The organism is Agrobacterium sp. MA01 (genome assembly GCF_009650195.1).
Lineage (GTDB): Bacteria > Pseudomonadota > Alphaproteobacteria > Rhizobiales > Rhizobiaceae > Allorhizobium.
Genome location: NZ_CP045854.1, coordinates 3521118 through 3534194, shown reverse-complemented (window position 1 = coordinate 3534194; position 13077 = coordinate 3521118). Strand labels below are relative to the sequence as shown.

General features: G+C 60.5%; 10 protein-coding genes. 6 read left to right on the top strand and 4 right to left on the bottom strand.

The window, feature by feature from the left end:
- Positions 1-8: 8 nt before the first annotated feature.
- On the bottom strand, positions 9-1592 hold the full coding sequence (locus GH983_RS17025; RefSeq protein ID WP_236759271.1) for a GumC family protein: 1584 nt from the start codon (positions 1590-1592) through the stop codon (positions 9-11).
- 279 nt (positions 1593-1871) lie between these two features.
- Here GH983_RS17025 and GH983_RS17020 point away from each other — a divergent pair, with 279 nt between their 5' ends.
- On the top strand, positions 1872-3134 hold the full coding sequence (locus GH983_RS17020; RefSeq protein ID WP_153763032.1) for a lipopolysaccharide biosynthesis protein: 1263 nt from the start codon (positions 1872-1874) through the stop codon (positions 3132-3134).
- Between the two features lie 31 nt (positions 3135-3165).
- On the opposite strand, the gene GH983_RS17015 is transcribed toward GH983_RS17020, so the two are convergent.
- Together GH983_RS17015 and GH983_RS17010 are read right to left on the bottom strand one after the other, a co-directional pair.
- Positions 3166-4029 (bottom strand): DUF6492 family protein, encoded by an 864-nt coding sequence (locus tag GH983_RS17015; protein WP_153763031.1) that lies wholly within the window; start codon positions 4027-4029, stop codon positions 3166-3168.
- Complete coding sequence (locus GH983_RS17010; RefSeq protein WP_153763030.1) at positions 4026-5219, bottom strand: glycosyltransferase family 4 protein; 1194 nt, start codon at positions 5217-5219, stop codon at positions 4026-4028. Before GH983_RS17010 ends, GH983_RS17015 begins: the two co-directional genes overlap by 4 nt.
- Positions 5220-5581: 362 nt before the next feature.
- Here GH983_RS17010 and GH983_RS17005 point away from each other — a divergent pair, with 362 nt between their 5' ends.
- Genes GH983_RS17005 through GH983_RS16985 form a run of 5 tightly spaced genes read left to right on the top strand, consistent with a single transcriptional unit; the run spans position 5582 to position 11345 of the window.
- Positions 5582-7021 carry a UbiA family prenyltransferase gene (locus GH983_RS17005; protein WP_153763029.1) on the top strand — a complete coding sequence of 480 codons (1440 nt, stop codon included), beginning with the start codon at positions 5582-5584 and terminating at the stop codon, positions 7019-7021.
- Entirely contained in the window at positions 7021-8349 is a 1329-nt protein-coding gene (locus GH983_RS17000; RefSeq protein ID WP_153763028.1) for an FAD-binding oxidoreductase, read from the top strand. The genes GH983_RS17005 and GH983_RS17000 overlap by 1 nt, the downstream gene beginning before the upstream one ends.
- Positions 8350-8383: 34 nt before the next feature.
- Positions 8384-8806, top strand: a complete 423-nt coding sequence (locus tag GH983_RS16995; RefSeq protein ID WP_153763027.1) for a transporter — start codon at positions 8384-8386, stop codon at positions 8804-8806.
- 54 nt (positions 8807-8860) lie between these two features.
- Positions 8861-9871 (top strand): NAD(P)-dependent oxidoreductase, encoded by a 1011-nt coding sequence (locus GH983_RS16990; RefSeq protein ID WP_153763026.1) that lies wholly within the window; start codon positions 8861-8863, stop codon positions 9869-9871.
- Positions 9872-9881: 10 nt separating this feature from the next.
- The gene (locus GH983_RS16985) at positions 9882-11345 is read left to right on the top strand and encodes an aspartate aminotransferase family protein (protein WP_082347589.1); all 1464 of its coding nucleotides are present in this window, start codon (positions 9882-9884) and stop codon (positions 11343-11345) included.
- A gap of 48 nt (positions 11346-11393) precedes the next feature.
- Here GH983_RS16985 and GH983_RS16980 read toward each other — a convergent pair whose 3' ends face one another.
- Positions 11394-13046, bottom strand: coding sequence for a hypothetical protein (locus tag GH983_RS16980; RefSeq protein ID WP_153763025.1), 1653 nt, complete (start codon positions 13044-13046; stop codon positions 11394-11396).
- Between the last annotated feature and the right edge of the window lie 31 nt (positions 13047-13077).

Below are 13077 nucleotides of genomic sequence, written 5' to 3'. Positions count from 1 at the left end.
CCTTTCGTTCAGGCCTGCGCGTCTTCGCGGCGTTTCCACAAGCGTGTCAAATTGAGGCCAAGGGCGAGCAGAACGCCGATGCCAAATCCAGCGATCAGGCCGCCAAGGGCGATCACCTTGCGAGAGGGACCGACCGGATCCAGCGGTGGGCGGGCCTCCGACAGGACCTGAATATTGGCGAGCGTAATGGCCTCCTGTTCCCCGGTTTCGCGGGTTCTGAGCAGGAAGGACTCGTAGACGGAACGGCGTGCCGCCGCCTCGCGCTCGAGTTCGCGCAATGTGACGAGGCTATCATTGTTCGATGCCTGGGTGTCCTTGAGTTCCCGGAGGCGGCTGGTGAGTGCCACTTCCTGCTGGAGGGAGCGATCCAGCTCGACCTGGAGGGCGCTGCGGATGCGGCTGAGTTCCTCACGGATCTGGTTGAGCATCCCACTGGCCTGCGATTGTGCCTCGATATATCTCGGGTGTTGCGGTCCATAGCGGGCCGCGATCGATTCGAGTTCCTTGCGCAGATCGGCATAACGCGTGCGCAGGACCGCGATCGTGTCGGAACTCACGTCTTCGGGGAGCGCCAGTTCACCGCCGCTGGAGGCTGCCATCTTCGCGATGCTGGTAATCTTGGCGCGCAGGCCGGCGGTTTCGACGCGCAGCGAACTCAGTCTTTCATTCAGCAGTTTCAGATCGTTGTCCACGATCAGTTTGCCGTCGACATTCACGAGGTCATTCGAGTTGCGGAAGCTTTCGGCGGCCTTTTCCGCCTCTTCGAGCTTCATGCGCAGGTCGGTAAGGCGGCTCGACAGTTCGTCCGATGTGCGGCGAACAGCTTCGGATTGCATCGAGGCCAGTTCGCGCTGAAAGACGTCGCTGACGATGTTGGCCAGACGCGCGGACTTCTCCGGATCCCGCGTTTCTGCAGAGATCGAAAAGATGAATGTCTTCTGATCCCGGTTCACATTGATAACCTCGTGGAGGTGGTTCAAGACCCGTGACTCGACATTCTGGGCGTCGCTCTGGGATGCTGGCGACCAGAGGGCGCTCAGGCCCGAGGGGCGGAGGGTGCCGTTGAATTCCGGGTCCTGCTTGAGATCGGCCTGCTCGATGACTTTCAACAGGACACTGTTCGACTTGACGATGCGCGCCTGACTTTCGACCACGGCGAGCGAGGCATCGGTGGGCAATTGATCGGTGGTCAACTGGTCGCCGACGGTGCGGATCTGCCTGGGGTCGACGAGGATGTCACTGCTGGCGACCCAGAGTTTCGGCAGGGTCATGGCATAGGCGGCACCAAAGAGGCCGCCGATCACCGTCGAGGCAATCAGAATGCGATGGGACCGTTTGAGAATGTCGATGACGATGAGGGGGTCGATCAGAGGCTTCCATTCGGCCTGATCCCGCCGGACGTCATGGCCGTCTCGGTTTCCATCCTGACGACTGTCCGTGGAGATTTCAGGCGAAGGCTCCTGGATCGGCACGACAACGGGGGCGGGAGCAGGGGGGCTGGATTCTCCGACCTCCATGCTGTTCACCTGGCCCTCGAGCATGGATACGCGTGCCCGCAGAAAATCGAGGTGGTCGTCGTGGCGTTCCAGCATGTCCCGCAGGGAAGGTCGCCCGACACGGGTGTCTGCGGAGTGTCCGGATAGGCGCTCTGCGCCTGCGGCGCCGGGCTCTTTGCCTCCGTGACTGGTGCGATCATCGCGCAGATACATGTCAGCCCTTGCTTCGGGAAATGGTTCGCGTGGCGCGAATTTAATTTTTTATCAAAAACAAATGGTTAAAAGATCGGAAAATTAACCGTTTCGGACGTAGCTTCTGCAGGTGTCGACGCCGTCCGAAATGTGACCTGCGCCTTCAGCAACTCTGGACACCACGTGAACGCGATCCTTCGGCACCTTTCTGCAAACCGGCAGCTCCTACACTCCTATTTCTCGGTGATATCGGGATCTGCGGGGCGACTGGTCGTGTCTCTCGCCTACTTTGTCGTGCTGGCCAACACACTGCCGCTTGCGGACTACGGCATCTTCGCCACGGCGTCGGGCGCCGGGCTCGTTCTCTCCCGGCTGCTGGCGCTCGGTTTCAGCTCACCGCTTTATCGCATTGCGGTCGTCAAGCCGCGGCTACTCGGCGTCTACACGGTTGGCTATCTGCTCGCTTCTCTTCTCTCCCTGCCGCTCGTCATCATCTCAGCGCTGCTGATCTATCTCCTGTTCTTTTCCGACGATGTCGGTCTGCTCACCTTTTCCCTGGTGATCATCGCCGAGATTTTGCTCTGGCGGTCTGCCGAGATCGTCATCATCGTCAACAATGGGCTCAAGCGTTTCGGGCTCGCTGCTCTCCTGGTGATCTTTGGAACTGCTGCACGCGCGGCGGCCGCTGGCCTCTTCTGGAGCCAGGCCTCGGTCCAGGACCTCGAGCATTGGGCATGGTGGTACATGGGCGCGAATGCCGTATCGCTGGTCGTTGCCCTCTGCTTCTACCCCCACGTTCGGCTGCGGTTCGATATGCGGCTCTATCTTCGGCGGGTGCAGGATTCTCTCGCCGTCGCGGGTGCTGAACTGCTGTTCTACCTGCAGTCGGAGCTCGACAAGCTGATGGTGCTCGGGATCGGTGGGCCGGCCGTTGCCGGTGTCTATGCGATCATCATGCGGGTCGTCGACCTGACTGCGCTGCCGATCCGCTCCTTCAACACGATCCTGGTGCAGAAACTGATGCAGAGCCCTGACATGTTGAGGTCACTCAAGGTCAGGGTGCTCATCGAAGCAGGGTTGATGATCGTCTCCGTTGCCGGCCTTGCGACACTCGCCTTTCTCCTGCACCTCTATCCGAATGCGCTCGGCCGCAACGTGGCACCAGTTGCCGAGTTGCTGCCGCTTGTTCTCCTCGTTCCGGGGTTTCGCAATCTCGCGGAGTACCAGGGGGAACTGATGTATGCCCGTGGGCAAAGCTGGCTGCGCACGTTGTGTCTTGCACTTCTGACACTGAGCAAGGCCGGGCTGATCGCGCTCCTGCTCAACAGTTTCGCACATGAGGGCCAGGACTGGATTGTTGCCTTGAATGGTGTCTTTGCCGGTCTCTATGTGATCTCGGCCATCTTCACCTATTCGAGCCTCAGGCTGCCGGCCAAGCGGGTCTGACGGTTCTCGCGGCGAACCTCACCAATCGTAGTCATAGGCCGAGGATGCGTCGGATTTCTGCGGGTTCAAGACCCAGGAAGGACTGCATGCCGAGCGCCACCTGTTCAGGTGCCATGTCCGCCACGAAGGCACGGAATTCGTCCTCCGTGGGCGGTGGAGCCAGCCAGAAGACCTTGCAAAGCTCCGTCTGGTCGTGGAAATGACCCGCGCCGTGCTCGACGTCATCCACGAAGCGGCCATACATCATGCATTCCGAGAAACAGCGCTGCTTGCCCATCGCCGCGATCCAGTGCTCGCCCGTGACGCTCTCGATCCGCGCACACATGTCCCTGATGCTGCTTCGTTTCCAGGCGATCATCGTGCCGACATAGTCGTTCGTGGAGCGCTGCGTTTCGGGCAGGCCGAACAACGCCCCGGCATTGGCGGACCAGCGTCGATGTTCGTCCATGGAGTCTGCCGTCAAGGCGCCGGGCCTGACCAGCAGGCGCAGCGCTTCGTCGCGCCAGAGCTGGCTGCAATCATAGGGCCGAAGGAATGCGACATCGGAATCCAGATAGAGAAACGCATCGTCCTCGACCAGGTCGGCGATGGCTATCCGGCGAAACTGCTGAACATGCCAACCGCGAAGCGGCTTAGTCTTGAACGATAGCCAGATGCGACGTCGGCCCATGGTCAGCGGATCGGGAAAGACCTTCAGCCAGGATGGCAAGAGGTCCTTCTCTCCGATGATCACCCTGCGCGGCGATTGCAGTTGCCGGAACAGCGGAACATCGCGGTCTTCGACGAGCACATAATGTTTCGTGTATCCCGTGACATGCGTGTCCAGCGTCTCGCAGAGCAAACGGAACCGTTCGAAGTCCGCGTGATAGCTCGCGGTGACAATGGCTGTCTTCATGACAGAGCTTCCTTTGCGCCTGATGTGGCCCCGGTCAGCATGTCGAGCATCTGCCTGATGCCGGCATCCATCAGCTGGGCCTGTGTTTCGGCAAAGACCCGGCCATCGAGCCGCTGAAGGTTGCCCGCCCGCGCCCGAAGTATCTTGTCGTTGAGCGCTGCAGCGAAACTTTCGGGATCGTCAGCAATGGTGCAATTGTCGGGGATCGCCGCAATGCCGCGGACCGAGCTTGTCGTCGCCACGCTCGGCAGGCCGAGCGAGAAGGTTTCGATCGTCTTCAACTGGACGCCCGTGCCGGCTCGACTGATCAGCGGGATCACGGCGCTTTCAGCGACGAAGTCGGTCGCGCGTTCCACCCTTCCGACGAAGTCGACATCGGGCCAGGCAGAGGCAAGATCGGCCGGGGTGCTGCCAGCGACCCTGATGCGCACATCGTCGAGCAGCCTGGGCGTCACCTCGTTCAAGAACCATTCCAGCCCGATCCGATTGGGATGCCATGTCCAGGTGCCCAAGAGGGCAAGATCATGCGCCAGTTTTCTCGTCTCCGGGAGCCGCGTCGATCTCTGAATACTTAAGGGGAGGAATACGGAGCGCTCCGGCGGAACGCCGAGATCCACCGCGTCCTCGGCAGCGAAGGTCACGACGCTGGTCGACCGGTCCCTGAGCCTTTGCTCAAGTGTCTTCAGAAGTCGCGCATCACGGACGAACAGAATGCGCTTGATCAAGGAGCCGGCATTGCGGGCGTTCTCGGCCGACGAGCGATGCTCGACATTGTGAGCGACAAAGATCGATGGCTTGTCGGTGAAGAGATCCGGAAAGGCTCCCGCGAGGGCGACGCCGTTCAAGACATAGCCGTCGAACGGGCCAGCGGCCGTGATTGCGCTTCGCACAGCTTCCTTTCGTATCACACGCAGCTTGGCGCTCGACATCGGCAGTCCCGTCGCAAGAGACATGAGTAGCCATTTGATCTTGAGCCAGGGGCCAGCCTTTTCGGTTCGCACTTCCACCTCGCCCAGAGCGGCCTCCGCATCCGGTGCGACGGCCTGTCCTGGCCAGGCGCAGCCGATGACCGTGATGCGCACGCCTGCCCGTGCCAAGCCTTCCAGCAGGGCCGCATTGGCAAGTTCATAACCTGTTGAGGGATTGGCTTGTGCAACGAGCGACGTGACGAAGACCAGATGCAAGGACAAATCGCCACCTATGCGAGACACGATACTTTTTCGAGATGCAATTCTTAAACCTTATTCTCAGTTAGGGGCGTGAACATTCCTTTAAACCTGGCCACTTCGGTACCCCATTAACTCCGAATTCATGCCTCGACACCTAACGTTTCACAGGTTCGTGACGGGGCTTTGCCTATTGAAGGCAGACGTCCCTCTCGATCGCGTAAGTTGTTCAGACATGTCACGGGTGGCCAGCCTTGCGAGGTAAAGGCGCATCAAGTGATCGGAAGCACGGCGCATTGCTTCCCTTGTTTCAGTTGTTTGCATGCCGGGTTGGTCCTGCTGCCATGCATCTTTGATTGGTATTGCGTTCTGGGAGTGCAGCGAGAATGGACGCCAGATTACAAGAGAGCCGGGATCTGCCGCTTGCGGTCGATCTGGATGGAACGCTGATTGCGACGGATCTTCTTTGGGAGACGATCTTTCTCGCCCTCAAGACCAACCCGCTCATCGTCTTTCTGCTTCCGATCTGGGCGCTGGCTGGCAAGGCGCGCCTCAAGCTTGAGCTGGCTCGACGGGTCACGCTCGACGCATCGCGGCTGCCATATCGTCAGGACTTCCTCGACTATCTCAGGGCGGAACGCGCTTCAGGCCGCACCATCGTTCTCGCGACCGCAGCGGCGGAGCCCTTGGCGCAGGCGGTTGCCGCCCATCTCGGCATATTCTCCAAGGTGTTTGCCACACGCGACGGGATCAATCTCGCCAGCAAGGCGAAAGCGTCGGCGCTGGTCGACGAATACGGAGAATACGGGTTCGACTATGCGGGCAATGATCGCGCTGACCTTGCGATCTTCGACCGCGCCCGCAACGCCGTCGTCGTTGCGCCCGACCGGGCGGCCTCGCGCTTCCAGCAGGCGCATGACACCATGCGTTTCGACGCGCCCCGCACCCATTTCAAGACATATCTCAAGATGTTGCGGGTGCATCAGTGGCTGAAAAACCTTCTGGTGTTCGCTCCGCCGGTGCTGGCCCATGATTTCCTGATTGCCGAAACGATGTTTTCGGCGACGCTGGCCTTTATCGCGTTTTCGGCGTCGGCCTCGGCGATCTACATCATCAACGACATCATCGATCTGCCGCTCGATCGCGTCCACCCGCGCAAACGGCATCGGCCCTTTGCCAGCGGTGCGCTGTCCATCCCCTTTGGCCTCATGTGTTCTGCGGCTCTTCTGGCGATTGCTGCGGCGATCTGCTTCTTTCTGCCGCCGATGTTTGCCGCGATTATCGCTGTTTATATCGTTACCACCACGGCTTATTCGCTGGCGATCAAGCGGATGCTGCTGCTCGACGTCATTTGCCTGGCCGGACTGTACACTCTGCGCCTCCTCGGCGGCAAGCTGGCGGCGGACATCCCAATGTCCTTCTGGCTGATGGCCTTTGCGTTGTTCTTCTTCCTCTCGCTCGCATTCCTGAAGCGCTATGTCGAATTGCAGCATTCCGGAGCCCCGGAGCAGTCACGGATCGCCGGCCGCGGATATCGGCCGGAGGATATCGGCATCGTCGGTCAGAGCGGCGTGTCTTCCGGTTTCACCGCCGTCCTTGTTCTGGCGCTCTACATCAACAGCGACGTCGTCGGGAACCTCTATTCCGAGCCCTGGCTGATCTGGCCGCTGGTGCCGATCGTGCTCTATATCAACATGCGCGTCTGGGTTCTCGCCCATCGCCGGGAAATGAACGAAGATCCGGTCGTCTTCATCGCCTCGGACTGGCGCAGCCAGATCTTCATTGCGATCGGTGCGGCACTCCTCATCGTCGCCGGGATGGTGTGATGCTGGGCGCTTTCGACAGCTTCGGGCGGGTCGAACGGCGGCAGCGCATGGCGCTACCGGTGGCCGACGCCCTCGCAAGACTGCGGGCCCCGGCTGATGGCGCTGGTTTGTCGCTTTTGCCGTTCGGCAATGGTCGGTCCTATGGGGACAGTTGCCATAACGACAGCGGCGCGCTGGTGCCGATGCGTGCGCCCTCGGCCGATATGTCGCTCGATCCCGAAAGCGGTCTCCTCGACGCTGCCGCTGGCGTAACGCTGGAAGACATCATCGCTCTGGTGGCACCGCATGGCTTCTTCCTGCCGGTGACGCCAGGAACACGCCATGTGACGCTCGGCGGGGCCATTGCCAACGATGTCCACGGCAAGAACCACCATCTGCGCGGCACTTTCGGCTGCCATGTGGCAAGCTTCGAACTTCTGCGTTCCGATGGCGAAACCCATCACTGTTCGGCGACGAGCAATGCAGCTCTGTTTGCCGCGACGATCGGCGGCATGGGACTGACCGGGATCATCACCCGCGCACGGCTCAAGCTGATGCGCGTGTCTTCGCTGGATATTGACGAAGAGGTCGTCGCCTTCGCCAATCTTGGCGACTACTTCGATCGGGCCGAAGAGGCCGACCGGATCAACGAATATGCGGTGGCCTGGGTCGACCAGCTGGCGGCGGGTCGTTCCGCAGGACGCGGCGTGCTGATCACCGGCAACCATGCCGAAAACGGCAATCGTGACGTCGAGAGGCGGGCCAGCCGTTTGGCTGTTCCCTTCGATCTCCCTTTCTCGGCCCTCAACCGCCTCAGCCTTTCGGCTTTCAACGCAGCCTATTTTGCGGCGAAGAGCCGCAAACACGGCGTGCACCGGGCGAGCTACGGAAGCTTCTTTTATCCGCTCGATGGCGTCGGTCACTGGAACAGGCTCTACGGTCCGCGTGGCCTTTTCCAGCACCAGAGCGTCATTCCGTTCGAAGCCGCACGGCAGACGATCCCGCTGCTGCTTCAGGCGAGCCGGGATGCTGCTCACGCCTCCTTCCTGACGGTGTTGAAGCGTTTCGGCGATATCGGTTCTCCCGGTCTCCTGTCTTTCCCGCGACCGGGCTACACCCTGACCATGGATTTTCCCAACCGCGGCGCGCCAACCCTTGCGCTTCTTGAGACACTCGACCGCCTCACGATCAAGGCCGGCGGTCGCGTCAATCCCTACAAGGACCAGCGGATGAGCCCGGCCACCTTCAAGGCCGGCTTTCCCAGCTGGTCCGAACTCGAGACGTGGCGCGATCCGGGGTTCTCATCGAACTTCTGGCAACGCGCTGTACTGAATTCATCGCACTCATGACGAGACCGGACAGACCATCCGACGAGAGGACATCATGAAATACATCCCCTTCATCCTGTTCACGGTGATGACCAATGCAGCCGCACAGCTGATGCTGAAATACGGCATGATCACGCTGGGTCCGATCAGCTTTTCGGCCGATACGATGATCCAGCGGATCTTCCAGATCCTGTTCAATCCCTGGGTCTTCTTCGGCCTTGCCATGTTCGTGGTGTCGATGGCTTCGCATCTCTACGTGCTCTCGAAGGTCGACCTTTCCTTCGCCTATCCCTTCCTAAGCCTTGCCTATGTCGCCGTCGCTCTCTGCGCCTGGCTTCTGTTCAAGGAGGAGCTTGGCGGGCTGAAGATTGCCGGCATCGCCTTCATCTGCATCGGCACCGTCCTGATTGCCCAAAGCGGCAGTAGCAGCACCAAAACAGCGGAAGACAGCTCGATTGCGAAAGCGGTCGAGACCTGAGCTTCAAACCAATCTGACACGACAAAAAACCAAGAAGAAAACGGGGTTTAGAACATGAGACACATCATCTTCGGTGGAGACGGGTTCGTCGGACGCTACCTGGCACCCAGACTGCTTGCCGACGGTCACGAGGTCGTCGTTGCCGATATCGTGAACAGCGACCTGCCGCATTACCGTGATGCGCGCTTTGTCCCGACGGATGTCACGGATCCGGATTCGATCCGCAAGCTCGGCATCGGCGCCGACGACATGGTCTACAACTTGTCCGCCAAGATGCTGTCGCCGATCCAGGTCCGCGCCAAGCGGCACGACTTCTTCTTCCCGGTCAATTTTTATGGCACCGAAAACATCATCAAGGCGATGGATGCCGCCGGCGCGAAGTCGCTGGTGCACTTCACCACCGACATGGTCTATGGCCATACCTATAGCTGGCCGCAGACGGAGGATCATCCGTGTAAGCCGCTCGGCGAATACGGGCTTTCCAAGCTGAAGACCGAGGAACTGGCGGCGGACTGGCGCAAGCGCGGCATGAATATCAGCCTGTTTCGCCCGCGCCTGATCATCGGCCCGGGCCGTCTCGGCATTCTCGCCAAGCTCTTCAAGCTGATCGACAACAATCTGCCGGTGCCGATGATCGGTTCGGGCAAGAACCCCTATCAGTTCATCTCGGTGTTCGACTGCGCCTCGGCGGCGCATGCCGCCTTCAAGGCCGGCGTACCGAACGAGGTCTACAATCTCGGCTCGCTCAACCCGCCGCCGGTGAAGAAGCTGCTCGGCGATCTGGTCAAGCATGCGGGCTCGAAGTCGATCCTGGTGCCGACTCCCGCCTGGGCGGTCAAGCGCACGCTCGATTTCCTCGATCTCATCAACATGCCGCTGATGGACCCGGAGCAATATCTGATCGCCGACGAGATGTGCATCCTCGACGTGTCCAAGGGCGAACGCGAACTCGGCTGGGTGCCGCAGTATCGTGACGAGGACATGCTGATCGCCGCCTATAGCGAATACCGGAAATCGCTTGAAGGTCGTGTTGAACCCCATGCCGCAGCATCAAAGGCTGCGTGAGGAGACAGTGATGAATACTGCAGTCAGATTGAACGAACAGCCGACCCTCGATGCGGTGAAGGCGCCCCGCGCGAAAACCGAAAAGCCGAACCTTCTGTCGGTCGATCAGGCCAAGGCGCTTGACCTTCCGCAGATGACCGACCTCTTCACGCAGCACCTCAATCCCGGCCAGCTGCATTTCATGAAGCTGCTCGGCTTCCACAAGATCAAGGTCGAGCGTGCCGAGGGCATGTATTACTACGACCAGAACGGCCGGAAGATCCTCGACTTCTTCGGCGGCTTCGGGTCGCTTGCCTTCGGCCATAATCATCCGCGCATCATCGAGGCGCGCAAGACCTTCCAGGACGAGAAGCGCCACGAGATCGCGATCGCTTTCATGTCGCAATATGCGACGGCGCTTGCGCACAATCTGGCGGCCTGCTCGCCCGGTGATCTCGACATGGTCTTTCTTGGCTCGTCCGGTTCGGAAGCCATGGAAGCTGCGATCAAGGTGGCCGAGCGGGCTGCCGGCCCGCAGAAGCCGAAGGTCGTCTATGCCGAGAATTCCTTCCACGGAAAGACAAAGGGCGTCCTGTCGATCACCGACGGTTCGCTTTATCGCGGCCAGTTCAAGCTGGTCGACAATACGGTTCGCGTGCCGTTCGGCGATATCGAAGCGATCGAGAACGCCTTCCGCAGCGATCCGGAAATTGGTGTCATCGTGCTCGAAACCGTCCAGGGCGGTGGGGGCATCATTCAGGCGGATGCGGCCTTCTGGCAGAAGCTGCGCCAGCTCTGCGACCAGTATGGCGTTCTCTGGGTTGCCGACGAGGTCCAGTGCGGTCTCGGCCGTACCGGCAAGTTCTACGCCTTCGAGCATTACGGTGTCGTCCCTGACGTGACCGCGCTCGCCAAGTCACTCGGCGGGGGCAAGACCGCGATGGCTGCGATGATCGCGCGACGCGAGGTTTACATGAAGGCATATGGTACGCCTAAGACGGCGATGATCCACGCCATGGCGACCTTTGGCGGCATCGGCGAAGCCTGCATCACCTCAATCGAAGCCCTCAACGTTCTCTACGACGAGGGCCTGATCGATCGCACCGCAGAGGTCGGCGATTACCTGCTCGACCAGCTCCGGACCCTGCAGGCGCGTTACCCGAGCCTGATCAAGGAAGTCCGTGGCCAGGGGATGATGGTGGGCCTCGAATTCCACGACTTCTCGCAGACCATGCCGCTGGTGCTGCGTCCGGTCATCGCGATGCTCGACGACAAGCTGAAGGGCTCGCTGCCGGGCTTCATCGGCAGCCATCTGCTGCGCGATCATGGCGTGCTGGTGGCGTTCACCGAGTATAACCGCAACGTCATCCGCCTCGAGCCGCCGCTTATCTGCGAGCGGGAACATGTCGACCAGTTCATCGCGGCGCTGGACGAGGTGATGTCGCGCGGGATTATCCGGATCGTGAAGGATTTCGTCACCGCTCAGGTGAAGTGAACCCCACGACCATGAAAGCCTACCGGCCGGGCCCTGAGCCCGGCCTTTTTATTGGGGCTTCAACATGCCCGGACGTAGCAGGAGATCCCAGCAAGGGTCGAGAGCGACCACCTGGCGTCCGCCGAGCGCTGCCGCATAACGTTCCTCAAGCATCCGCCGCCCGGTCGTGACAGGGCATTTCGGGCGAAGCACCCCGTCGGTTGCTCGAACCGCTTCCAGTGCGTCGGCTGACACCTGTCTCACGGTTCGGAATGGGTCTGCCCCGATCTGGATCTTGCGGGTCGCGTCGCGGTCGAGGATCCAGGGAAACGGATTGACGAAATCGAGCGTCATCAGACTTTGCAGGCGGATCTGGTTGTCCGTCTCGAATTGCAGCAGCGCCTTGACCAGGATGTCTGCGGAAATGACCCAGTAGGTCTGATAATCGAGCTCGCTGTAGAGTTGCCAGCTCGGTAGTTGGCCCTGGTTTGCCAGGTCAATGTATGCCGCTCCCTGGGTGGCGTAATGGTTCTCCAGCATGACTGCCCGCTCCAGTACATCCGGCCGCATCGACACCTGCTGCATGTTGCGCAGGAGAGGAACGTCGGGCTGGACATAGGTCGGAGCGACCGCGACCGATCTCAGGGTCTTGTGTGCGACCTTGCTGAGTGTCGGGACGGTGCAGAAGGCGGCCAGCACGAGAAAGGCTATCTTCGTCCGGTCGACCAATTGCGGCAGTCGGTCATAGGCCATCAACAGAACCGGCCAGATAAAGATGAATTCCTGGCTGCCCGTGTTCTGGGTCTCAAGGATCGTTCCGCCGAGCAGGGAGATGCCGAACCACCAGTAGGATCGGTCGAAGAACCGTCTCGGCTCGGATGCATAGTTGAGATCCGCCCAGATCATCACCAGCAGAAGCAGACCGGCCGGCATCAAGACGTCGAGCTTGCCCGAGGCGACGGTCAGGAACCGCGGCAGCAAGGCATCCTGGTTCATGGCGATCAGGTCTAGGATATCCCGGATGTAGGCCGAGATCATGCCGGTGCCGAGTTCGATGATCACGAGTGGAAGCAGAAAGGCGGCCGCGGCAAGTACGAGATTGCCAAGTGAAATCCGGCGGGCGAGCACGGCGCCGAGGCCGACCAGGCCACCGACGAGGAAGCCTGTGATCTTGGTGAGAAACAGGGCCAGCATGACCAGGGCGCAGAAGAGCGCAAAGCGCGGGCCGCCGCGCATGAAAACGAGGCCTGCGGTCAAGACATAGAGAAGAAGCGAGGTCTGCCGGTTGTAAATGCCGAAGCCATCAAGCCCCGGATAGGAATGGAAGAACTGGGCATTGGCCGGGAAGGCGGCAAAGACGAGAAAAGGGATCAGCAGGAGGAAGGCCGTGGCGCGGCTTTTCCTGTCGGCGTCGATCAGCACCAACGTCATCAGCGGTGCGGTGACCGCGAGCTGTGACCATTGGACCAAAAGAAGCGGCTGCGCCCGCGGGAAGAGGTCGAGCCCCCAGGCAAAAAGGTAGTAACCCAGCGCGCCCACAGGCGTGGAAAAGTCGATGCTTGGGATCTGGCCCATTCGGATGCGCTGTGCGGCATCCAGATAGATATAGGTGTCCCAGTACATCGGGCCGATCGGCACCGCGAGCGGGAGTGTGAGCAGGACGAAAAGCGCGGCTACCGTCAGCCAGAGCCAAGCGATCGGAGACAATAGAAGATAAGACATCGTTTTTCGATCACGCGTCTTCGAAGCCGAA

Bases quoted from the DNA above. Each gene is read 5' to 3' on its own strand.
- GH983_RS17015 (WP_153763031.1), bottom strand. From the start codon at position 4,029: ATGAAGACAGCCATTGTCACCGCGAGCTATCACGCGGACTTCGAACGG.
- GH983_RS17025 (WP_236759271.1), bottom strand. From the start codon at position 1,592: ATGCTGGAACGCCACGACGACCACCTCGATTTTCTGCGGGCACGCGTA.
- GH983_RS17000 (WP_153763028.1), top strand. From the start codon at position 7,021: ATGCTGGGCGCTTTCGACAGCTTCGGGCGGGTCGAACGGCGGCAGCGC.
- GH983_RS16985 (WP_082347589.1), top strand. From the start codon at position 9,882: ATGAATACTGCAGTCAGATTGAACGAACAGCCGACCCTCGATGCGGTG.
- GH983_RS17005 (WP_153763029.1), top strand. From the start codon at position 5,582: ATGGACGCCAGATTACAAGAGAGCCGGGATCTGCCGCTTGCGGTCGAT.
- GH983_RS16990 (WP_153763026.1), top strand. From the start codon at position 8,861: ATGAGACACATCATCTTCGGTGGAGACGGGTTCGTCGGACGCTACCTG.
- GH983_RS16980 (WP_153763025.1), bottom strand. From the start codon at position 13,046: ATGTCTTATCTTCTATTGTCTCCGATCGCTTGGCTCTGGCTGACGGTA.
- GH983_RS16995 (WP_153763027.1), top strand. From the start codon at position 8,384: ATGAAATACATCCCCTTCATCCTGTTCACGGTGATGACCAATGCAGCC.